Source organism: Melghirimyces algeriensis (genome assembly GCF_900182565.1).
GTDB classification, from domain to species: Bacteria; Bacillota; Bacilli; order Thermoactinomycetales; family DSM-45169; genus Melghirimyces; species Melghirimyces algeriensis.
This window is the reverse complement of the sequence record NZ_FXTI01000006.1, coordinates 1-21754: the sequence shown is the minus strand read 5'-3', so window position 1 is coordinate 21754 and position 21754 is coordinate 1. Positions and strand designations below refer to the sequence as shown.

At 44.2% G+C, this 21754-nt stretch carries 22 protein-coding genes and 2 pseudogenes; 15 read left to right on the top strand and 9 right to left on the bottom strand.

All coding sequences use genetic code 11. The features are described from left to right. Positions 1–7 precede the first annotated feature (7 nt). The 4 genes from sufD to sufB are packed head-to-tail and all read left to right on the top strand — an operon-like array spanning position 8 to position 4412. A complete protein-coding gene (gene sufD / locus FN782_RS09785) occupies positions 8–1309 on the top strand; it encodes a Fe-S cluster assembly protein SufD (protein ID WP_142505619.1) in 1302 nt (433 codons plus the stop codon). Between the two features lies 1 nt (position 1310). After that, a complete protein-coding gene (locus FN782_RS09780) occupies positions 1311–2531 on the top strand; it encodes a cysteine desulfurase (RefSeq protein WP_142505618.1) in 1221 nt (406 codons plus the stop codon). Then, complete coding sequence (gene sufU / locus FN782_RS09775) at positions 2509–2955, top strand: Fe-S cluster assembly sulfur transfer protein SufU (protein ID WP_142505617.1); 447 nt, start codon at positions 2509–2511, stop codon at positions 2953–2955. Before FN782_RS09780 ends, sufU begins: the two co-directional genes overlap by 23 nt. Positions 2956–2984: 29 nt before the next feature. Continuing rightward, positions 2985–4412 carry a Fe-S cluster assembly protein SufB gene (gene sufB, locus FN782_RS09770; RefSeq protein ID WP_142505616.1) on the top strand — a complete coding sequence of 476 codons (1428 nt, stop codon included), beginning with the start codon at positions 2985–2987 and terminating at the stop codon, positions 4410–4412. A 55-nt stretch (positions 4413–4467) separates the two neighbouring features. Here sufB and FN782_RS09765 read toward each other — a convergent pair whose 3' ends face one another. Next, positions 4468–4941 carry a hypothetical protein gene (locus FN782_RS09765; protein WP_246064913.1) on the bottom strand — a complete coding sequence of 158 codons (474 nt, stop codon included), beginning with the start codon at positions 4939–4941 and terminating at the stop codon, positions 4468–4470. 294 nt (positions 4942–5235) lie between these two features. On the opposite strand from FN782_RS09765, the gene FN782_RS09760 reads away from it, so the two are divergent. Beyond that, complete coding sequence (locus FN782_RS09760) at positions 5236–7980, top strand: penicillin acylase family protein (protein ID WP_142505614.1); 2745 nt, start codon at positions 5236–5238, stop codon at positions 7978–7980. 53 nt (positions 7981–8033) lie between these two features. Here FN782_RS09760 and FN782_RS09755 read toward each other — a convergent pair whose 3' ends face one another. The 5 genes from FN782_RS09755 to FN782_RS09735 all read right to left on the bottom strand — a co-directional run bounded on the left by FN782_RS09755 (position 8034) and on the right by FN782_RS09735 (position 10994). Further along, complete coding sequence (locus FN782_RS09755; protein ID WP_185956190.1) at positions 8034–8624, bottom strand: lysoplasmalogenase; 591 nt, start codon at positions 8622–8624, stop codon at positions 8034–8036. A 327-nt stretch (positions 8625–8951) separates the two neighbouring features. After that, positions 8952–9293 (bottom strand): sporulation delaying protein family toxin, encoded by a 342-nt coding sequence (locus tag FN782_RS17600; protein WP_484177359.1) that lies wholly within the window; start codon positions 9291–9293, stop codon positions 8952–8954. A 44-nt stretch (positions 9294–9337) separates the two neighbouring features. After that, complete coding sequence (locus tag FN782_RS09745) at positions 9338–9520, bottom strand: sporulation delaying protein family toxin (RefSeq protein WP_142505611.1); 183 nt, start codon at positions 9518–9520, stop codon at positions 9338–9340. Then, positions 9520–10467, bottom strand: a complete 948-nt coding sequence (locus tag FN782_RS09740; protein WP_142505610.1) for a sporulation-delaying protein SdpB family protein — start codon at positions 10465–10467, stop codon at positions 9520–9522. Before FN782_RS09740 ends, FN782_RS09745 begins: the two co-directional genes overlap by 1 nt. Next, on the bottom strand, positions 10452–10994 hold the full coding sequence (locus FN782_RS09735; RefSeq protein WP_246064912.1) for an SdpA family antimicrobial peptide system protein: 543 nt from the start codon (positions 10992–10994) through the stop codon (positions 10452–10454). Before FN782_RS09735 ends, FN782_RS09740 begins: the two co-directional genes overlap by 16 nt. Before the next feature lie 218 nt (positions 10995–11212). On the opposite strand from FN782_RS09735, the gene FN782_RS09730 reads away from it, so the two are divergent. From FN782_RS09730 to FN782_RS09700, 7 genes and pseudogenes are all read left to right on the top strand, one after another. Beyond that, positions 11213–11590: a PadR family transcriptional regulator gene (locus FN782_RS09730; protein ID WP_142505798.1), complete on the top strand. Its 378-nt coding sequence runs from the start codon at positions 11213–11215 to the stop codon at positions 11588–11590. After that, positions 11565–12155 carry an HAAS signaling domain-containing protein gene (locus tag FN782_RS09725; RefSeq protein ID WP_142505609.1) on the top strand — a complete coding sequence of 197 codons (591 nt, stop codon included), beginning with the start codon at positions 11565–11567 and terminating at the stop codon, positions 12153–12155. Before FN782_RS09730 ends, FN782_RS09725 begins: the two co-directional genes overlap by 26 nt. Further along, on the top strand, positions 12155–12439 hold the full coding sequence (locus FN782_RS09720; RefSeq protein ID WP_142505608.1) for a DUF3784 domain-containing protein: 285 nt from the start codon (positions 12155–12157) through the stop codon (positions 12437–12439). The genes FN782_RS09725 and FN782_RS09720 overlap by 1 nt, the downstream gene beginning before the upstream one ends. A gap of 51 nt (positions 12440–12490) precedes the next feature. After that, positions 12491–13203: pseudogene (locus FN782_RS17505) on the top strand (YhfC family intramembrane metalloprotease). Between the two features lie 717 nt (positions 13204–13920). Continuing rightward, positions 13921–15246: a helix-turn-helix domain-containing protein gene (locus tag FN782_RS09705; protein WP_142505606.1), complete on the top strand. Its 1326-nt coding sequence runs from the start codon at positions 13921–13923 to the stop codon at positions 15244–15246. Continuing rightward, positions 15233–15367, top strand: coding sequence for a hypothetical protein (locus FN782_RS17290; protein WP_281285937.1), 135 nt, complete (start codon positions 15233–15235; stop codon positions 15365–15367). Before FN782_RS09705 ends, FN782_RS17290 begins: the two co-directional genes overlap by 14 nt. Before the next feature lie 554 nt (positions 15368–15921). Further along, positions 15922–16680 carry a sporulation protein gene (locus FN782_RS09700; protein WP_142505605.1) on the top strand — a complete coding sequence of 253 codons (759 nt, stop codon included), beginning with the start codon at positions 15922–15924 and terminating at the stop codon, positions 16678–16680. 33 nt (positions 16681–16713) lie between these two features. On the opposite strand, the gene FN782_RS09695 is transcribed toward FN782_RS09700, so the two are convergent. Then, positions 16714–17853, bottom strand: coding sequence for an N-acetyldiaminopimelate deacetylase (locus FN782_RS09695; RefSeq protein ID WP_142505604.1), 1140 nt, complete (start codon positions 17851–17853; stop codon positions 16714–16716). A gap of 17 nt (positions 17854–17870) precedes the next feature. Further along, a complete protein-coding gene (locus FN782_RS09690) occupies positions 17871–19070 on the bottom strand; it encodes an aspartate aminotransferase family protein (protein ID WP_142505603.1) in 1200 nt (399 codons plus the stop codon). Between the two features lie 100 nt (positions 19071–19170). On the opposite strand from FN782_RS09690, the gene FN782_RS09685 reads away from it, so the two are divergent. Beyond that, entirely contained in the window at positions 19171–19404 is a 234-nt protein-coding gene (locus tag FN782_RS09685; protein ID WP_142505602.1) for a hypothetical protein, read from the top strand. Here the strand turns inward: FN782_RS09685 and dapD are convergent. Next, complete coding sequence (dapD, locus tag FN782_RS09680; protein WP_142505601.1) at positions 19401–20111, bottom strand: 2,3,4,5-tetrahydropyridine-2,6-dicarboxylate N-acetyltransferase; 711 nt, start codon at positions 20109–20111, stop codon at positions 19401–19403. The two genes, FN782_RS09685 and dapD, sit on opposite strands and share 4 nt — an antisense overlap. Before the next feature lie 270 nt (positions 20112–20381). On the opposite strand from dapD, the gene FN782_RS09675 reads away from it, so the two are divergent. Both FN782_RS09675 and tnpA read left to right on the top strand, forming a co-directional pair. Beyond that, positions 20382–21263, top strand: a complete 882-nt coding sequence (locus FN782_RS09675; RefSeq protein WP_142505600.1) for a glycine betaine ABC transporter substrate-binding protein — start codon at positions 20382–20384, stop codon at positions 21261–21263. Between the two features lie 249 nt (positions 21264–21512). Next, positions 21513–21754: pseudogene (gene tnpA, locus FN782_RS09670) on the top strand (IS200/IS605 family transposase); the annotation flags it as partial.

The window sequence follows — 21754 nt, the reverse complement described above, 5'->3', positions numbered from 1 at the left end:
TGTCCTGATGAGCATTGATACGGAACAGTTATTTGACAGCCAGGCCGTCACCCGAATCTCCCAGTCCCAGCAAGAACCCGAATGGATGCTGAAACGCCGCTTAAAAGCACTGGAACAAGTCGACCAGCTTCCACTTCCTCGATTGGAGAAAACTCGAATCGACCGATGGAATTTTACTGCTTTTGACCCTGTCAGTGTTCACGATCCGGTATCCTCATCGGAGGAGTTGCCGGAAGAGGTTCAACAATTGATTTCAAGTGAAGAAGAAGACACCGTGTTTGTGCAAAAAAACTCCAGCCCAATCTACCTTCGGTTGGCTGAGGAGCTGCAAGCCAAAGGGGTGATTTTCTCCGACTTGGCTACGGCTTCCCGCGAACATGCCGACCTTGTTCAGAAATACTTTATGACTGATGGGATTCAACCGGAAGAGCATAAGCTGTCTGCTCTTCATGCAGCTTTGGTCAGTGGTGGATTGTTTCTGTACGTTCCCCAAAATGTAACGATTGATATTCCTGTTCAGGTTGTATTCTGGGCCTCCGGTAAGGGCTTGGGTACGTTCCCTCATCTTTTGGTTGTAGGGGAATCCGGAAGTCATTTCAACGTTGTTGCCAATTTTGTCTCCGATCCGGACAGCGATGCTGTGATTAACGGGGCAGTGGAAGTGTTTGCAGGAGATAATGCCAAAGTGCGGATTGCCTCTCTTCATACGGAGGAAAAGGAGACGACGGAAGTCGTTTATCGCCGCGCCGTGGTGGGTCGGGATGCCGATCTGGAATGGATTGTGGGGGATCTGAATTCGGGTCGGACGATTTCCGACAATACGACGCATATGAAAGGAAACGGTGGGAATGCCCGGATTAAATCGATTACGGTGGGGGCTGGAAACGAGCGCTCCAATCTGACTTCCACTGTACGTCACTGGGGCTCCCATACAGAAAGTGACATTACTGCACGGGGTGTGATGAAGGATCAGGCCCAATCGATTTTGAACGGAATTACCAAAATCGAAAAAGGTGCCGTGAGAGCCAATGGTGTTCAGGCTGAAAAAGTCTTGATGCTGAGCAGAGAGGCCCGTGGCGATGCCAATCCGATTCTATTGATTGATGAAAATGATGTTCAGGCCGGCCATGCCGCCAGTGTGGGCCGGATTGACCCAATTCAGATGTTTTATCTGATGTCCAGAGGTCTTTCCCGAAGAGAAGCGGAACGTCTGATTATTTTCGGCTTTGTGGGTCCGGTATTGGATACGATTCCCTTTGAGTCCCTGAAAAAACGGATGACGGATGTCATCGAAAGGAAATTGGGATAATATGAACCGTTATGCAAAGGACTTTCCGATCCTCAACCAGGAAGTGAACGGGAATCCACTGGTGTATCTTGACAGCTCGGCAACGTCTCAAAAGCCGTTTCAAGTGATTGAGGCAGTGGAAAGGTATTACCAAGAGTATAACTCCAATGTTCACCGAGGCGTTCATACACTGGGAACCAAAGCGACCGATGGGTATGAAGGGGCACGGGAAAAAGTACGTCGCTTTATCAATGCGAAATCGGTGAAGGAAATTATTTATACCAGAGGAACCACCTCTGCTTTGAACCTGATTGCCTCCAGTTATGCCCGGACCAATCTGAAAGAAGGGGATGAGATTGTTCTTTCCCCTTCAGAACATCACAGCAACCTGATTCCATGGCAGCAGGTGGCGCGTGTAACGGGTGCGGTATTGAAATATTTTCCCCTGGAGCCGGACGGTACCCTCGATCTGAAAAAGGCAGAAGAGACGATTACGGACCGAACGAAGTTGGTGGCGATTGCTCATGTTTCCAATGTGTTGGGGACCATTTTTCCCATCAAGGAATTGGCGCAGATGGTGCATCAGCACGGAGGTGTACTGGTGGTGGACGGTGCGCAGAGCGTGCCTCACATGAAGGTAGATGTTCAGGAATTGGATTGTGATTTTCTTACTCTGTCTGGACATAAAATGATGGGACCGACGGGAATCGGAGCGCTGTATGGAAAGGAATCTCTTCTGGAAGCGATGGAACCCATTGAATTTGGTGGGGAGATGATCGATCATGTGGATCTGTTTGAATCCACATGGAAAGAGCTCCCCTGGAAGTTTGAAGGAGGAACGCCCAACATTGCCGGGGCTATTGGTCTTGGAGCAGCCATCGATTATCTGGAATCGGTCGGCATGGATCATGTGGATGCTCATGATCGGCAGTTGGCCCGTTATGCTCTGGAAGAGATGAAAAAAGTGGAAGGTCTGACGGTCTACGGTCCAGTCTCAGACCGGACGGGATTAGTCACATTTAACATTGACGATGTTCATCCCCACGATGTGGCTACGGTTCTCGATGCGGAAGGAATTGCGGTTCGAGCTGGTCATCACTGTTGTCAACCGCTGATGCGCTGGTTAAATGTTTCGGCAACGGCTAGGGCGAGTTTCTATCTATACAATGACGAATCCGACATCGACCGTCTGGTGAAGGGATTACAAAAGACGAAGGAGTATTTCAGCAATGTCTTTGGATGATCTTTATCGTCGCGTGATTATGGATCATTACCAAAAGCCGAGAAACAAAGGAAAAATCGAAGACGGGTCGGTGACGGTTGATTTGAATAATCCGACCTGTGGAGATAAAATCTCTGTTCAGATGCGCATCGAAGATGGCAAGATTGAGGAGGCAAAATTTCTCGGTGAGGGATGCTCCATCAGCCTGGCTTCCGCTTCCATGATGACGGAAGCCGTCAAAGGGCTGTCAGTTGATGAAGCGTTGCTTCTGGTTGAACGTTTTTCCCAAATGATGCAGGGGGAAGACATTGACACAGAAGAATTTCCATTGGAAGATATTGAAGCGCTACAAGGAGTCACCAAGTTCCCAGCTCGCATAAAATGTGCTACGCTGGCTTGGAAAGCTCTCGAAAAAGGCGCAAAGGAGTCAACGAATAACCGTTGACTCCCACCCCTGACAAGGAGGGATTGAACATGGCCAAGAATTTGCCTGATATTTCTTCAGAATATAAATATGGGTTTCATGATAAAGATGTTTCGGTTTTCCGGTCCAAACAGGGGCTGACACGGGAAATTGTGGAGGAAATTTCCCGGATGAAGGATGAACCGCAGTGGATGCTGGACTTTCGGCTGAAGTCATTGGAGCAGTTTTACAAAATGCCGATGCCCAGTTCCGCCAATTCCAAGTGGTTCTCCATTCTACCGGGTAAACTGGACGACTTGAACTTTGACGATATCACCTATTATGTGAAGCCTTCCGAACGTCAAGGGCGTTCATGGGACGAAGTACCGGAGGAAATTAAGCATACCTTTGATCGACTGGGGATTCCCGAAGCCGAGCAGAAGTTTCTGGCCGGGGTATCCGCTCAGTATGAATCTGAAGTGGTTTATCACAACATGCAAAAGGAACTGGAAGATCAAGGGGTTATTTTCTGCGATACCGATACGGCGGTAAAAGAATATCCCGAACTGGTGAAGAAATACTTTGGAACAGTGGTACCCTACACGGACAATAAGTTTGCTGCCCTGAACAGTGCAGTATGGAGCGGAGGAAGCTTTATCTACGTTCCTAAAGGCGTAAAATGCGATGTTCCGTTGCAGGCATACTTCCGGATCAATTCGCAGAATATGGGTCAGTTTGAACGGACCCTGATCATTGCCGATGAAGAGTCCTTTGTTCACTATGTGGAAGGTTGTACCGCACCGATTTACAGCACCGACTCCCTGCACAGTGCCGTGGTGGAAATCGTCGTCAAAGATCATGCCCGTTGCCGTTACACCACCATCCAGAACTGGGCGCCCAATGTCTACAACTTGGTGACCAAACGGGCCGTTGCTGAAAAAGGTGCCCATATGGAATGGGTGGATGGAAACATCGGTTCCAAGCTGACGATGAAATACCCCGCTGTCATTATGAAAGGGGAACATGCGAAAGCGGACGTTCTGTCCATTGCCGTGGCCGGAAAAGGGCAACACCAAGATGCAGGTGCCAAAGTGACCGCTCTGGCTCCCAACTGTACGTCCACGATTGTCTCCAAGTCCATCAGCAAACAGGGTGGAAAAGTGACCTATCGGGGTCTGTCCAGCTTTGGGAAAAATGCACACGGCTCCAAGGCGAAAGTGGAGTGCGATACACTGATCCTGGACGATCAATCCACCTCAGACACCATCCCATACAATGAAATTAAAACGGATGATGTTACCCTGGAACACGAAGCCACCGTCTCCAAAGTGTCCGAAGAACAACTCTTCTACCTGATGAGCCGTGGACTAAGTGAAGAAGAAGCCACCCAAATGATTGTGATGGGCTTCATTGAACCCTTTACCAAAGAACTCCCCATGGAATACGCCGTTGAAATGAACCGTCTGATCAAGTTTGAGATGGAAGGCAGTATTGGATAATCTTTATCCTATTTTAAAAATACGTGTCCGAATTCGGACACGTATTTCATTTTCTTCAGAAGCAACATGTATTTGATTGGTAGATAATTTTACAATCAGCCAATAATTGTTTGTTTATTGATAAATTCCAAGCTCTTGTTCTTTTATGCCATCGTTTATGCTTTAAGAATGTTTTCCAGTCCATTTCTAAAATGCTCTTCAAAGTAAAGTCTTTTTCAAATGGATTGTTAGGGTCATTTAACCCATAAAAAACACCTGTTATACTTCCTGATGTTGCCTTAATACTGTACCGATCCCCATTAATACTTATAGCATCAATGTTTTGTGTACCGATTGGCACTTCCTGCAACTTGGGTAAACCTGGAGTATCTTGATAGTATTTAATTGCTAAATACTCACCCAATTCGCCAACAACGTTATTTGTTCTTATCATTTTTCTTTCTTTCAATTCATTTATCCATTCCCCATAAACGCTTACTAAATCATAATCATCCAGTTCCTTGAATATCCTTTTAATATTTTTCTTCATACTTACCTCCATTCAACATCATTTTCCACATTATTCTTATTATTAATAAATGGATTCTATTTTTGTATTTTAATTAAAACCACATTATATCATTAAGTATGAAAGCACCGAGTTTATTTGTTGGAACACGTAATTAGCTCTGTAGAGATAACTCTTCCATTTACATCATCGGCTCCAACCACATCAATGGTTTTCATATAGCATTATATTGAAACTATCTATCCCTGTACTATATACTAAAAATAACAAATATACAGAATAAATGTGAGGGGAAAGAGTAAAGGAGGAGTTGTCTTGTTTCACTTGGGGTGGATTGTAAGCGCTTTCTCGTTCGTTGCGGTGATTGTTGGGCTGAGAATCTTTGGGCGGCGGAAAATGTTGCGAAGGGTTGTTTGTTTGGGGATGACGGGGGTTCTCGCTGTACTTCCGATGGTTCATGGGGACTTTTCTCCGGTTGCCGCCAAAAGTGAGTCAGATCCAGGAGGGTTTCTCAATATTCTTCCTCCGGGACAGGATGGAGGGGTAAATCTTGGGGAGGCACTCGGTTATTGGATTGCCAAAAAGTATCCCAAACACTTCAATGATCAAACGAATATGTACAAGTCGCTGATCCAACGTGCTCCCACCATTTCGGAAGGGGAATTGAGCCGCTATTTCAAGAAAGCGTCCCTCGGTGTTCAGGAAAAACCGGAGCGAACGTATTCGCCCAAGGAAGGGGTGACCATTCGCCGGGATTCCTTTGGGGTTCCTCATATTGAAGGGGAAACGAGGGAAGCCGCCATGTATGCTGTGGGATATGTAACGGCGGAAGATCGGCTGTTTATGATGGATGTGCTTCGGCATTTGGGTCGGGCGAAACTGAGTCAATTTCTGGGAGAAAGTGAACGGAACCGCAAAATGGATGAAGCGCAGCTAAAAGTGGCGCCGTATAAGGAAGAGGACCTCACCCGGCAAATCCGCAATCTGTGTGCCGATGGGAAGGAAGGGGCTCAGATCTGTGAGGATGTCAAGCATTATACGGCCGGGGTAAATGCGTATATCAAAAAGGCCCGATTGGAGATCGGGAAGCTCCCGGTAGAATATATTGCTTTGTTTAAAAGCCCGAAGGATTGGAAACCGGAAGACAGTGTGGCCATTGCCAGTTTGGTTGGAGGGATTTTTGGCAAGGGAGGTGGACAAGAAGTCGCCAATGGGAAGTTTCTTTCCCAATTGAAAAAGAAGCATGGAGCGAAAGAGGGAAAAAGGATTTGGGAAGATTTTCGCAGTGCAGAGGACGCAGAGTCTCCTGTCACCATTTCAAAGCGTTATCCATACAATCAAGGACATCAGGTCGACCCCCGTTCCACGGCTCTTTTAGATCTGAAAACAGTGGATCAAACATTGAAAGAGCTTCAGCCGCCGGAAATGAAGATTGACGGTCCACTGGGTCCGATTGACCTTCGGGTCGCTGATGGAATGAGCAATGCGCTGTTGGTCGATGGAAAGCACACAAAGGAGGGTCGACCGATTGCGGTATTTGGTCCGCAAACGGCCTATTACAGTCCACAGTTATTGATGGAGGTGGATGTTCAGGCACCGGGAATAGAAGCGCGTGGTGTGGCCTTTGCCGGCTCCAATATGTATGTGCAAATGGGGCGGGGAAAGGATTTTGCCTGGTCAGCTACCTCTTCCGGAGCGGATAATGTGGATCAGTGGGTGGTGAAACTGTGTGAACCGGATGGAGGTTCCCCCACCATCCAATCGCAGGGATATCAGTACAAAGGAACATGTCGTCCCATGGAATCGTGGCAACATACACAAACGGTGACTCCATGGGTTAAGAAAGCGGATCGCAAGCCAAACATGAAAACAAAGAAAATGGACCTGAAGGTCAACCGGACGGTTTATGGTCCGGTGAGTGCAAGGGGGACGGTGAAAGGAAAACCGGTAGCTGTGGTTACTCAGCGTTCCACCTATATGAAAGAATTGGACAGCGCCATTGGTTTTAAACGGGTCAATGATCCCCAATATATGAAAGAGGGAACCACGGCTTTTCTAGAAGCCTTTGACCATGTGAATTACACATTTAACTGGTTTTATGTGGATCAAGAGGATATCGCCTATAAACAGTCCTGTCTGTGTCCCATCCGGGACAAGCGAACCCACCCCGATTTACCCACATGGGGAACAGGAGAGTATGACTGGACCGGCTCGTTTTTGAAGGGGAAGGATCAACCGCAGGCTGTCAATCCCTCGCAAGGATATTTGGTCAATTGGAACAACAAACAGGCTCCGGGTTTCCGGGCCAATGATTCGGTATACAGTTACGGACCGATTCATCGTTCCGATCTTCTGGAAAAGCGTATAAAAAAGGCTGTTGACTCCGGTGAAAGGCTGACACGGGCGGATATGGTCAATATGATGACCGACGCGTCTACGGTGGATCTGAAGGGGCAGGAAGTTTATCCATGGGTATTAAAGGTTTTGGGGGAAAAAGCGCCAAATCGTGATCCGGTTCTGCAAAAAATGAGAGATCGCCTTGCCGCATGGGTCAGGGCTGGCGGCCATCGTCGGGATCTCGCAGGAGACGGAAGGTATGATTATGCCGTGGCCGTTGCGATCGGTGATGCCTACTTTCAACAGCTCGTAAAGACGATATTTGGGTCAGATCTTAAAGGAACCAAACTGCCCTCCAAAGTGGAAGATCACCCGAATCAGCGGTTGGGGTCAGCCTATAATGCCGGCTATTACGCCTATGTTCAAAAAGATCTTCGACAGGTGTTGGGAAACAAAGTGAAGGATCGTTGGCATAAAACCTACTGTGGGGAAGGGGATCTGAAGCGTTGTCGCGATGATCTGTGGAAAGCGTTGCAGAATACAGCAGACCACCTGAGTAAGGCCTATGATTCCTCCAATGTGGATCAATGGATTTATGATGCATCCAAAGATCGCATCAAACAAGAGCCGTTAGGTGCGGTAGAGGCTCCCACGATGCCTTGGATGAATCGGCCCACCTTTCAACAGGTGGTTCAGGTGGGGGTTCCTATTCCACAGCAGTAAACAAAGAAAAGCGGTCCGCACAATTGTGCAGACCGCTTTTTCTGATATTGAAGCTAAACACTCCAAGCCAACAGGATTTGTGCTACAAAATAGGTGCTCATCACCCCATACTCCCCCCATGCCAAGGGATGGATAAACCGATTCCACGCCAGAATCGCATCCGAGATGTAAAAAAGCAGGGAACCACACAAGATCACAAGCGATCCTGTTGACCAAGCAAACCAGACCATCCAGGAGATAATCAGGATATACGACAGAACCGCAATCGGGAGGGTTCGTCCCCCTTCTCTTTTCACGCCTGGCAACAACAGATAAAAAAAGAAGGCCGCCAGTACAATCAGCAAAGGAAGAACCCCGTCCCATTTTGGGTTGTTCATCATATGAACAGAGAATGCTCCCACATAACAGACATGAGCGACAAAAAAGGCGATCAATCCTTGGATAAACCGATCTGAAGGAAGCATCAAAAAGACATCACCCACAACAGAGAAGATCAGACCCACCAAAATCAGCCATCCAAATGGTTGGGGATTTTCTGCCAGACCTGTGACAGCCAAAGCCAGCACCCAAAGCATCGTACCCGGTTTTAAAATGTATTTCCAAGTGAGGCGTTTCTGATCGAGCGCCAGCCAAAGGTAAACCATAGCGGACACCCCTGCGGCAGTCAGGAAAAAAAGCGCCATGGTAGTTCTGCTGTGAATCAACTCTGATTCACAGCGATTTCTCACCTCTCCCTTTTGATGAGCTTTCTTACTATTTCGGCTTTTTCTGCTTTGATCCTCTCTTTTTTCTAATAGCAATCGGGTTATGATATCTGTCTGATCAACTAAATTCTTTTGTAAAAGAGAGACCCGCCAATTATGACGGGGTGAGATTATCAAAAAATATAGTAAAGAGGGAACTCAGACTGGTTCTTTACCTATCTACTTTGTTAAGTCTCAAAAGTGTAGAGGATTTACGCCATCTTACTATTAGTTTACCTTTTCAATTAAGGTTCTAATGGCCATCTCCCGATCAAAATTATCTGCTGGGGCCACAGGGGTGATATCAATGGCGGATATGACTAGAACGATCACAGCAGCAGCAGCAGCTGCTGCTGCATAGTAGTAATAGTAATAGGATTCGACAGATGTTTTAGTACCTAGAGACCCTACATCAGGCGTTCCATTTTTCCCTAATATATTCTCCATTTTTTTCAAGTCCTTTTTGATGATTTTTCCCGCATGTTTTAACAGGTTATCGATTTCAGTAGGTTTTTTTGAATAAGTTGCTTTCTCAAACCTGTCAAAATAAGTGGGGTCTTCTTTTTTGATTTTTTCTACTAGGGAATCGACATAGTTTTTTGCCTCTGGTGTATTCAGTTTTTAACCATTGATTGGTTGAAAAGTTCAGGTAGCATTTTTCCAACCTCACCCTGAGCAAAAACAAAACCCTTGAAAAGTTCTTCTCCGCTGTACTTTTTTTCTGCACTAGCAATGTTTCCTAGAATCACGGTGAAAATAAGAATTAGTGATAGCATCGACAAGAGAACTTTTTTCATCAATCAATTCCTCCTTTTTCCTTTAAAAGGATATATTTACCATTTAGATTATATTTTCTGAAAAGTATATTGTCAAGTTCCAATTTCTTGTCTATTGGCACTAAATATAAAATTAATATTCCGAACATAATCATTGAAAAGCTAATTAACCCCAGCATAAGAGCAAATATTTCATGCATAGTGATTGCTATAACAAAAAGAGGGCTCCAGTATTTTTTGGGGGTAAAGAATGCACCAAATAAAACCAACTGTATGATTAATGTTCCCCATGTTGGCAATATTACTAAAGGGCTGGTAACAATGGGTTCCGATAAATTACCTAGTAAATGATTGAATCCAACAGTCTTTTCGTGACTGTAATAATATACAGCTGTTCCATCTATCCATTCCTTGTTCTTTAATTTTGCGACGGTGGAATGAAAATAGAGCACAGCTACTTGAAGCCGAATGAAAAAATAAGATATATTAGCAATTATCTTGAAGTAAACACTGTGCTTTTCACCCTCATAATTAATATCCCAATGCCATTTTCTTGGATCGGTCAACGTCAGTGGGATTAATAAAAATGTTATTACCGCTGCTGCTTGTTCCCCGCCGTCAATTACAACTAAAGACATCTGCATGCTGTAAGATATATACCAGTGGATGATACCTGTAATTCTGGGTCTCCAACCAATAATTACAAAAAATAAGAAGATAACACAAGTCCAACGAATTAGGTCTAAATAAACATAATTGTTTTGCCCTAAACAAAAAATACTGTATCCAGTTGTGCAACTGGGAAAATCATTAGTAAGGGAAGAAGGTTTGAACAACACTTCAGGGCTATTGAAAAGAAGAGTAAGCATACTAGAAAGGGCAATGATGCTTCTGGCTAAACCATAGACATTGGTCCATGGAAAGTGGTTTTTCCATTTTGTTATAATGAAACTTATTTTTTTATGCATTTGACATCCACCTTAACCATTTCTGTAATTTTTTCTATGGGATCACTATATTTAGAATAACTCCATGGAGATATCTCTTCTTTTGTAAAATAATATTCTCCGCATAGTAGTGGAGTTGGTGCTGGGTTAATAACATGGAATTCTCGTGTTTTGGATGAACAGGAGTGCAAATCAGCGTTATCTTTACACTTAACCCATTCTTTTTTCGGAATTAATTGAAATATAGCTCCCATTTCTACTCCTTGGGATCTTCCCTTTCGATAAAGGCCGAATATGTTCTCTAATCTCATATTGGGCCAAATAACATCTAGACTTGTATCGGACGCTTTATAAAGTCCGATTTGAATATCTCGCGGATTTTTGCTGAAGAAGCCCCAGCCTTGGGGTAAGACAGACGCAAAGACTGTTTTTGTATCTTTGTTTAATGAAAGAGGAGTTGCTCCTATAGATGAAAAGATTGACATCAAGAAAATACTACCCCAAAAAATAGAAAAAAAGACAAATAGGTAGATCGTTTTCTTTTCCAAATTCCATCACCTTTCAAGCTATGTTATTTGTAAATAAACAATAAAAATAGCAACAGAATCTTTATTAGACAATTTTCACCAAAATCCTGCTAATCGGGTGAGAATTTTTCGAAAAATATTTATAATACAATAAAAACCATATTATGGAATTAACGCTTCTGTCAGTCATGGTATATATTATTGACATCTACATATCATTGATATATACTGTAAATATGATGAAATCAAACAATGAAGACAAATGGTTAATACAAATACGAAAAGGGATGTTTGAACTGGCGATCCTCTCTTTGTTGAGTCATAAACCGATGTATGGCTATGAGATCTCGATGGCTTTAAAGCATTCGACAGTCTTTACCATATCCGAAGGAGCCATTTATCCTATATTGAGGAGGATGACTGAAAAAGAATGGATTGAATTTTTTTGGGGGGAATCAAATGAAGGTCCGAGAAGGAAATATTATCAAATTACAGAAGAAGGAAGGGTTATTTTGGAATATCGTATAGAAAAATACAAGGAAATGTATGCATCTCTTCAAACTCTTAGGGAAGGAGGTCTGGATACAGATCATGGACAAAACGGATCCATTCATTAATCAGTATCTTGAAGAGCTTGATAGTCAGTTGAATCACCTTTCTAAAACTCAGCGTGAGAATTTAATTGATGAGATGAGGGAACATTTACATTCCGTTGTTAAAGAGAAGCGATCTCAAGGTTTATCTGATGAAGAAATTAAGTATAGACTGCAGGAAGAAGTTGTTTCCTCGAAAGATCTGGCTAACAGTGTAAAAAATTCAAAGTTAAAGAGGTATTGGTTCTTAGTTGTTCCGGTTTTTTTATTTGCGATATTCTTACCAGTTTATAATGGAATTCCTATTTCCATCCTGTTTTTTATCCTTGCTTATGTCGTAGCAAAAAAGAAAACACTCTGGGGGTTTGCTGTGGTGAGAAAAAATGCTGGATTGATTAAAGATCAGAATAAGGTAGCGAAATTGAGCAGTTTATACCTATCTATCATTGGATTGATCACATTATTTGGTGATTTGATCCCAATACAGAACAAAGGTCTTATTCTCACCAGTATCGTTATAAGCACCGTGTTCTTTTTTGCCTATGTAAATAACAGACAAACCAAAAAACGAATAAAAGGAGGCTTTTGATGGATACTCATTTAGCTTTGCTGGGAGTTCTCCTTCTTGTATTGGCTTACTTGGTCGGCATACGGAAACAAACCTGGCTATTAACGGGCTTTAATCAACATCGGGTCAAAGATAAAAAAAGACTGGCTAAGATTACAGGAAGCTTTTTGTTTTTTCCTTTGGCAATTCTGATGTTGATAAGTAGTGTTATTCATTACCCGTATAAATCAGAAATATTACTGACCTTAATGATTGGCTCCGTGGTAATCGCTATATCTTACGTAAACTCAAGGATGGTGGAGTGATATCTAAAGAAGGGAGAAGTCACATTGGTTAGTTCTTGGTCGGTTTTTTTTATGATATTGACACTCATGCTTTCCTTGACTTTTCCTATCATCGTTTTGAGTTATTTATATAAAAAGAAGCAAGTTTCATTGAAACCGATTTTAATCGGAGCAGCGATTTTTGTTATATTTTCCCAAAGTATAGAGAGAATTTTAAATTTGTATATTTTGCAAACAACAGAATGGTTTAATAATCCGTATTTATATGCAATATATGGGGGATTGGCAGCTGGTTTGTTTGAAGAGAGTGGAAGGTTTTTAGGCTTTAGATACTTGTTAAAAAATCACAGAGGTTGGAAAGATGGTCTTAGTTATGGTATCGGTCATGGAGGAATTGACCTATTTTAATTAGTTGCTTTGCAAATATTCAAAATATATTGGTTTCTCTTCGAATAAATTCTGGCAGCTATGATAAGTTAATTACCTCATCGGGAAATGAAAGTAATTCCGCTTTACTGACCATAAAAGAACAACTCGTAAATACATCTTCTTACATGTTTCTGATAACTGGAGTTGAACGAATATTTGTGTTTTTGTTTCAGATTGCCTTAAGCTTATTAATTTTATACGCTGTTAGGAGTAGAAAAATTTCATTCTTCATTTACGCTATTACTATACACTCAACAGCCAACTTCTTGGTTCTTTTGTCCAAATCTTTAAATGAAAATATTTTATTTCTCAAATCATATTGCTTCTTTTTGCAATTGGATCGTTGTGGTTTATAAAGCAGATGAAGACTAACTTTAGAGGTAAAATGGAATACAAAAACCTTCATTAAAAGCTTTTTACACCGGAGATAAGTGCGTGGTAGTAATCGATGTTACTGCGATATGGGTTATCAATAGGAGAAGAAGTAGACAGATAATTTTACTATTTCAGCGATTGGAAGGGAAATGACGGACAAAAGGAACAGTCGGACAGTTTTTGACCTTGCTTCTCATTCAGAGGAGCAAGGTTTCTTTTTTTGAGGCAGCTGTATGTAAGTAATCTAGGCAAGCGTTGCTTTCTTTGTTCAGTGATCTTGGTGTTGTTTTCGGCGTTTACGACCTTTAACCCATGTTCTGACGGCAAAGAAAATAAAGATCCCCATAGCCAATGTGATCAAAATGCCCGGAATGCCGATCGTATGCAATATGTTCACCCTCCCTTTCCATCCAGTTCATGTAAGGGTAAATGAATGGTTGCGATTATGCAAGACAGAATTCAAAGGTTTAAACGGTTAGACGAAAGGAATCGATGTGCTTCAGTTTCTATAAATATAGATGTAAACTTGATTCTTTAATTCGGATTATCGATATCAACCCTTTCATAAAAGGTAGATATGTGATATCTACTGGATATTTATGATCTAAGAATTGAAATTATGAAAATAGTATATTTCCATATTGTATCCCTTCATGTAGAATAAAGTCAGGGAATGTGGAAAATAAAGAGGTGTTATTGTGGAATCCTTACAAATCAGGGGGATTGGGGAAGCCATTCGAAGTGTGCGCAAGTCCAGGGGGCTTCGGTTGGAAGATGTGGCAGATGATCAGATTTCTACCGCTACCATCAGCAATATTGAACGCGGAGTTGGGCATGTGAACACTTCCAAGGTGTATTATTTACTGGAAAAAATGGGATTAAGTATGGATCAGATCCCCTCGATCCTTATGGAGCAGGAGGAAGCGTTCAAAGAACTGGAATTTAATCTGACGGCGATTGAAGCCGTGATTGCGATGAAAAAGTCCAGAGAAGCGCTTGCAGAATTGGAAAACATCGATTTGGAAGAGAGTCATCCCTATGCCGCACGGGTGGAGTATTTAAAAGGGAAGGCATTTCAGTTTATGAACAACTGGAAACGGGCTGAGCGCTGTTTTACATCTGCCATACGATTATGCAATCAAAATGATGACAAGGAGAATATAGAGGCCGCCTCCTTTTCAGAGTATGGGGTTTGTTGTTACTTTCAGAATGAGTTGGAGAAGGCCTTGGAGTTTACCAACAGTGGCTTGGCCGTGTTTCAGGAGGAGGGAGGTCGCAAGTATGTCAAATTTGTATTGTTGCGAAACAAAGTGGTCTATCTGGAACGTCTGGGCAGGGCTCTGGAAGGGCTGAATGTGCTTCAGGATGTCTGGGGTAAGATGGATCAAATCAAGGATATAGAAACCGTTCTGACATTTTATACAACACGGGCGGATCTCCTGCGAAAAACCGGCATGTATGATGAGGCGATTCAGTATGCAAAAGAAGGGTTGGGACTGGCGAGAATCAACAAACATTACAAATGTATGTTTGACCTGTGGACGATTTTGGGGACATTGTACACATCCAAAAAGCAGTGGAGTAAAGCGGAACGATGTTTTAACACCGCTCTTACCGCTCGTCATTTGTTGGATAGTGAGAAGGCACTGACAGATATCTATGTATGGCTGGGAATTTTAAGCGTTCAGCAAAACAAATGGGAGGAAGCCAAATCATTTCTTGAACAGGGGATTGCCAATGCGGAAAAGCATAATGATGCTCCAAAGTTGATTTATGCGCTTCGCGTGATGGGGGATTTCTGGAAAGAGCAAGATGAGAAACAAGAAGCAATTCCCTATTATGAGCGGGCTCTTCAGGTGGCTAAACAATTTCACTACAAAAAGGCAGAAAACAGACTCTATTATCGACTTTCCCAATGTTATGAAGAAAGGAACCGAAAGGAATTTGAACAGTCCCTGTTGAATATGTATGAAACACAGTTGGAATTGAAAAACGGGGAGAGTGATCTCTTTGAGGAACAGTAAATGGTTACTCGTCGTTGTTGTAGCTGCTGCCCTTTTAAGTAGCTTGACCGCATTTGATCAATCAAGCGAGACAGTGATGGCGGGTGAGAGACAGAACGCAGCCGAACCAGGTGGTAGTTAATTGATGGAGACATTCATTCCTACTTCCCCCAATAGAGGCACCTAGTATGGGGTCTTTATGGGGGCTTTTTCTTTGTGGGATGTTTTATACGAGAGATTGTATACAGCGGGCGTAGCTCAAGGAATAGAAAATCCTACGATTGATGAAAGGAGATTTCTATGGTTGAGCATCCAAAGATCGTGATAAAAAAATCCAAAATGGAATGGCTTCACGACATGTTTGTATTGCACGAGAATGCAAAAGCATTTTATCGTAATGCACTGTTAACCATTAGTTGGTTGAAGTTTGAAACGACCCTATACTTCACATGGTTAAGCAAAAAATTCATTGATTCAGCTGGGACAAATCCAACTTGATACATATAACTGAGTTTCTCATCTTCATTTTCCTTCTTGCCATTAAGATTGGATACTTCCTGAGCTAGAGGCGTTCTATTCAATCATTCCAGTCTCACTAAGGAGCACCCAAACGGTTTGGGGGTTTTTCTTTGTAGGATCCTATGTTTTCATAAAAGGGAAAGCGGTTGATACATATATCATCATGGAGGGGTTTGTATGTCTGCATTTTCCAATCTCCTCGCCCGGATTGGGATTGGGGCGGCAAAGGTGGATACGCGGTTGGAAAAGGACCATTACCATCAAGGGGAAATGGTTCGTGGAGAGGTGGAGGTTGTTGGGGGCAATACTTCTCAGGAAATCGGAGATATTTCCCTGCATCTAGTGGTTGAATACGCTGACAAAGAAGAGACCAAGCGGATCAGATGGGATCAAACACGTTTGGCGCAGGCATTCACTATTGGAGAAGGGGAGCGTCAACAGATCCCGTTTACATGGAAACTTCCCATGGATCTTCCGGTCAGTGGGTCCGGGTTTGCCATCTATCTTCGCACCGGACTGGATATTGAGCACGCGATTGATCCCACTGATTCCGATCGGATCGAGGTGGATTTCCATCCCAAGGCGAAGGCGATGATGGAAGCACTACAGGGCCTGGGATTTCGACGGGTCAAACAGGATTTGGAAGAAGGTTGGAAGTATGGAGAGAGTGCTTCCTATGTGGTGGAATATGAATTCTTACCCAGCGGAAAGTACCGTTCCCATTTTGATGAATTAGAGATTGCTTTCATTGGTAGAGGCGGGGATCTGGAGGTGGCTATGATCATCGATAAAAAAGCGAAAGGGTTGGTTGGCTCCATCAGTGAATCCCTGGGCATGGATGACAAGTTGCTTCATTTTAAAATATCGGAAGAAGAGATCGAGAACGTTTCCATGTTACAATATCGGATTGAAAGCCGAATGGAAGCTTATCTCTAAGCAAAAAAGCGGCAGGGTTGATCCCTGTCGCTTTTAGTATGATGAATTTGCCTTTTTTCTCAACCACCGAGTCATCAGATCAATGGCAATTGGTATCGCTTCTTCCTTGGGTTCAATTTGCGGATGGTGCAAGCCATAGGTCGTCTCAACACCTAGCCAAAACATGAAGCCGGGGATTTCCTGAAGGAAATAGCCAAAATCTTCTCCGGCCATTGCTTCCCGGCACTCCACCACTTGAACGTCACCTTCTGTACGGGCCCAGTCCATAAACGCTTGCGTCAGGTCTGCTTGATTTTCCACCTGACAGTAGTTGGCTCCCCAGTCGATCTCTGCCTTACAGTTAAACCCGGTTTCAATGCCCTGAACAAGGGTGCGGATGCGGTGTTTGATATGCTCCATCGATTCCAGCGACAGTGTGCGGATGGTTCCCTCCAAGCGGGCTTTTCCGGGAATGATGTTTTGCCGGGTGCCGATCGTTACTTTTCCAAGGGTCAGAATGGCAGCATCCAGGGGATCGATATTGCGGGAAATAATGGTCTGCAACTGCATCGCGAGCTGGGAGGCGGCAATCACCATATCGTTGGAGCGGTGCGGAAGGGAGGCATGACCACTCGTCCCGATGAGATCAATATACAGCTCCGATGTGTTGGCAAACAGGATTCCGGGACGGGTTGCAATGGTACCGACAGGCCAATCCGGTCCAATGTGAAGGGCAAACAATACATCGGGTCGCCATTCTTGAAACGCTTCGCTCTGCAACATGGGTAAGGCTCCTCCCGGCCCTTCTTCTGCCGGTTGGAAGAGGAAGAGAAGATCCTCTTTCACTGGATGTTCCACAAAGTGGGTCAAGATTCCCAGCGCAATCGCCATGTGAAAATCGTGCCCACAAGCGTGCATTCGTCCGGGGTGTTCGGAACGGAATGCATAGTTTGTCTCCTCTTCCATAGGCAGACCATCCATATCCGTCCGATAGCCCAGAATGCGGGTGGGAGCCGTTCCTTTCACTTTTGCCAGCACCCCTGTTCGCCACGTTTTGATTTCCAGACGATGTTGTGGCAAACGGGACAGGGTGTCCAGGATTACCTGCTGTGTCTTGAATTCTTCAAATCCCAATTCCGGAATCCGGTGCAATTGACGCCGAAGGTTGATAAACGGGTGAGTCAGTGCAACCATGATCGGTTTTCCCTCCTTTAAACGATGGATTCAAAATACGCTTCCAGGTGATCGATAAACGTATCCGTTTCACGGGGAGTCAGTGTAAGTGGGGGCAAGAGACGAATAACGGTTCCTTGCGTAATATCCACCAGAATCCCCTGTTCCAGAAGGTGTTGTTGCAGTTGATTTGCTTGTTTGGGTTGGAGTGCCGTATGAATGCCAATCATCATGCCTTCTCCCCGACATTCCTTCACCATGGAAGGAAAGCGTTTTTGAAGCTGAATAAGTTGTCTCCATAGATAGTCGGCGTTTTCCCGTCCTTCTTCCAATCCACCGTGCTCCAACAGGACATCCAGAACGGCATTGCCCAAGGCGGCACTTAATGGAGAAGGGGCAAAGGTGGTCCCATGGTCTCCCGGACGGAACAGATGAGCCACTTTGCGTCCGGCAATGATCCCTCCCAATGGAAGCCCGCCACCTACTCCTTTGGCAAACAGAATAAGGTCCGGTTCCAGTTGATGATGTTGATGAGCAAACAGTTTGCCCGTCCGTCCGATCCCGGTCTGAATTTCGTCCATAATTAACAGCATCCCTTGCCGATGACACAGATGAGCCATTTCCGTCATAAAGGCTTCACTCAGTGGTTGCACACCACCGGAGCCCAGAATCGGCTCAGCCAAAATTGCCGCGGGTTGTTTCTCATGACAGATCTGTCGCAATGCTTCCACGTTGTTGGGTTCCACCTCATACACCGGGATGTCCGGCTGAGGAAAATCCTGAAACACACCGGGTTGTCGGGTGAGCGAGATGGCGCCTAGGGTTCGTCCATGAAAGCTTTTTTTCATCACTACAAACCCGCTTTTTCCGTTATCCTGTTCTTTTATCCATTTATGAACCAGCTTTACCGTCGCTTCCGTGGCCTCTGCACCGGAGTTTCCAAAAAAGACCTTTCCGTCGATGCTGTGTTTTACCAGTCTCTCAGCCAAGCGGATCGCAGGGGGATTCAAGAACTTGTTGGAGATATGAAGAAAAGCATCTCCCTGGCGGTGAAGAGCTTCCAATACGGCTGGGTGGGAGTGTCCCAACACATTGACGGCCAAGCCTGTAAACAGGTCAAGATAAGTTTTCCCTTCTGTATCATAAAGAACATTTCCCTTGGCTTTTGCAATGGCGATCGGCAATCGGGTATAGGTGGACATCAGATATTGTTCATCCATTGCGTTCCAATCGGTCATAATGCGCTCCTCCTGAAGCTTTTGTGCACAGATAGAAAAGGTGGGCCGTTGGCACGGCCCATGAGACTGCTGACAAAGATAAATAAGAGGGGGATTTCCGGTGGAGCATCCTTTTCCGACGACTCAGCGGAGCCCCTGGAGGTACCAACCGTTTAGCGGACAACCTGCTTTTCTTTTTGTCCGCTGGTTGGGACCGGAGGGGGTGAAGCGGACTCACTCCACTTCTTTGCTGGAGGAAAGAGATGCGGAAACGGAAATCGCCCCTTCACCAGTTTGCCTTGAACTTCGTGGGCCGTTGGCACGGCCCCTTGAGTCTGAAAGATTTTTGGCTTAAAGCTGACGCAATTCCTGTTTGATTTCGGTTTTGGAGCGAGTCTGTTCATCAATCTTTTTAATTACCCGTGCCGGGATGCCAGCGACGACACTGTTTTCCGGTACATCTTCCACCACGACGGCTCCAGCGGCCACTACAGAACCTTTACCAACGCGTACGCCTTCCAGGATGACAGCGTTGGCTCCAACCACAACCTCATCCTCCACTACAACCGGTTGGGCGGACGGAGGTTCAATCACTCCGGCAATGACCGCTCCGGCTCCGATATGGCAGTTTTTGCCGATGGTTCCACGACCTCCGACAGATACATTCATATCAATCATGGTCCCCTCACCGATCACGGCGCCAATGTTAATCATGGCTCCCATCATAATCACGGCATTTTTTCCGATTTCCACTTGATCCCGGATGATGGCACCTGGTTCAATCCGTGCCTGAATGTTTTTCAGATCGAGAAGTGGGATGGCGGAATTGCGACGGTCATTTTCAACGACGATATCCTCAATCTGTTCTTTGTGCGCTTCCAGTATGGGCTGAAGTGTTTTCCAGTCTCCAAACAGGACTCCAACCTTTCCGGTGATAAATGAATGAATGTCGCTTCCGAAGTCAATATTTTCTATATCCCCTTTAATATGTACTTTGACAGGGGTTTTCTTTTCGCTTTTCTGAATGAATTCAATGATCTGATTGGCATTCATCATTTCCATCTGCCTGCACCCTTTCTATATATCATTGCTGGACGATTGTTCTGAACCGAGTATAGCACAACCGAACCATCTCCTGAAACGGAAATCATCTCTTGGAAATGGTTTGATGGGGATTGCAAAAAGAGGGTAATTTATAAATGCAAAACAAAAAATTATACCATTCTAAAGGTATAACTGTGAATAGGTTTTTGGGTTTAAATTTTTGACAGAAGGGCAGAACTTCGTTAGGGTAATAAAGTGATTATACAATACAGGAGTGATTGCGCTATCATGACAGGGAAAGCTCGGCAAGTCATCATTTTTGTTGCTATTTTACTCGTTGGAGGACTGATTTGGTACAGCAGTGGAATGACGAAGGAAGAGACAAAGGATAAGGGAGAAGTGACAATTGGCTTGAATAACTGGGCTGAAAACATTGCGGTATCCAATATGTGGAAAGTATTACTGGAGGAAAAAGGATATGAAGTAAAACTGATGTCCTTGGAGAAAGCTCCTGTGTGGACCGGAGTAGCGACAGGAGATCTGGATTTTTCACCGGAGATTTGGCTGCCCCATACGGACAAGCCATTCTATGAAAAATATAAGGATGATGTCGTGCTGGGTGATACGTGGTACGAAGGAACCAATCTGGGCTTGGTTGTTCCAGAGTATGTGGATGTGGACAGTATTGAGGACTTGAATGCCAACAAAGAACAATTTGAGCGGGGTGGCAAACCTTCCATTGTCGGGATTGATGCCGGAACGAGTACCATGAAGATGACTGAAGACGTGATTGAAAAGTACGGATTGGATTTTGATTTGATTGTAAGTTCCGGTCCGGCGATGACCAGTGAATTGGACAAGGCGATCAAGGATAAAAAACCGATCGTTGTCACCTTGTGGAATCCTCACTGGGCTTTTGCGGAATATGATCTGAAATACCTGAAAGACCCCAAGAATATCTACGGGGACAAGGAAAATATCCAATATATGCACCGCAAAGGATTTGAAAAAGATTTTCCGGAGATGAAAAAATGGCTGAACAACTGGGAAATGGATGATCAATCCCTGGGTACCCTGATGGATGAGATCAGAAAGGCAGATGATCCGGAAAAAGGAGCCAAGAAATGGGTGAAAGACAACCGGGATCTGGTGGATCAGTGGTTGAAATGATGGGATCAAGGAGGCAGGCTACGTCCTGCCTCCTTTGATGGTAATTTTCTCTAATGAAATCGTTTATAATATCTTTGCGAGCGAGAAAACCCCTAGCTTTAGCTATGGGGATGAGAGCGAGCGTCAGGCGAGGGAGGGGTGTTTTTTACCCCTCTCGCAAGCCTGACCCTCTTTTCTCTCTTTTTTTGCACCTGTTTAATTAGATATATTGAATCTATATAATATTCGTTGTAAAATTAGCAATAGGTGATGAATTTGAGAACGGTTCAAAGTAATCGAAATGTCGTGTACGACTGCAAGTTTTTGTCCCAAGTATCGACGAAAAGTGCTGGTTTCGCCTGTAAATGATCGGCTGAAAGAGCTGTTCGCAGAAAAAGCAAGAGAGCTGGAAGTTACGATTTCCAGTATGGAAATCATGCCCGATCATGTGCATTTACTCATACAATGTGATCCGCAGTTTGGGATACACAGGGCAGTTAAACATCTCAAAG

What these genes read in the sequence shown, in the direction of transcription:
- FN782_RS09765 (WP_246064913.1), bottom strand. Translation starts at nt 4,941, where the DNA reads ATGAAGAAAAATATTAAAAGGATATTCAAGGAACTGGATGATTATGAT.
- dapD (WP_142505601.1), bottom strand. Translation starts at nt 20,111, where the DNA reads ATGGAAATGATGAATGCCAATCAGATCATTGAATTCATTCAGAAAAGC.
- FN782_RS09700 (WP_142505605.1), top strand. Translation starts at nt 15,922, where the DNA reads ATGTCTGCATTTTCCAATCTCCTCGCCCGGATTGGGATTGGGGCGGCA.
- sufD (WP_142505619.1), top strand. Translation starts at nt 8, where the DNA reads ATGAGCATTGATACGGAACAGTTATTTGACAGCCAGGCCGTCACCCGA.
- FN782_RS09780 (WP_142505618.1), top strand. Translation starts at nt 1,311, where the DNA reads ATGAACCGTTATGCAAAGGACTTTCCGATCCTCAACCAGGAAGTGAAC.
- FN782_RS09725 (WP_142505609.1), top strand. Translation starts at nt 11,565, where the DNA reads ATGGACAAAACGGATCCATTCATTAATCAGTATCTTGAAGAGCTTGAT.
- FN782_RS09745 (WP_142505611.1), bottom strand. Translation starts at nt 9,520, where the DNA reads ATGAAAAAAGTTCTCTTGTCGATGCTATCACTAATTCTTATTTTCACC.
- FN782_RS09755 (WP_185956190.1), bottom strand. Translation starts at nt 8,624, where the DNA reads ATGGTTTACCTTTGGCTGGCGCTCGATCAGAAACGCCTCACTTGGAAA.
- FN782_RS09720 (WP_142505608.1), top strand. Translation starts at nt 12,155, where the DNA reads ATGGATACTCATTTAGCTTTGCTGGGAGTTCTCCTTCTTGTATTGGCT.
- FN782_RS09690 (WP_142505603.1), bottom strand. Translation starts at nt 19,070, where the DNA reads ATGACCGATTGGAACGCAATGGATGAACAATATCTGATGTCCACCTAT.
- FN782_RS09740 (WP_142505610.1), bottom strand. Translation starts at nt 10,467, where the DNA reads ATGCATAAAAAAATAAGTTTCATTATAACAAAATGGAAAAACCACTTT.
- FN782_RS09730 (WP_142505798.1), top strand. Translation starts at nt 11,213, where the DNA reads ATGAAATCAAACAATGAAGACAAATGGTTAATACAAATACGAAAAGGG.
- FN782_RS09675 (WP_142505600.1), top strand. Translation starts at nt 20,382, where the DNA reads ATGACAGGGAAAGCTCGGCAAGTCATCATTTTTGTTGCTATTTTACTC.
- sufB (WP_142505616.1), top strand. Translation starts at nt 2,985, where the DNA reads ATGGCCAAGAATTTGCCTGATATTTCTTCAGAATATAAATATGGGTTT.
- FN782_RS09695 (WP_142505604.1), bottom strand. Translation starts at nt 17,853, where the DNA reads ATGGTTGCACTGACTCACCCGTTTATCAACCTTCGGCGTCAATTGCAC.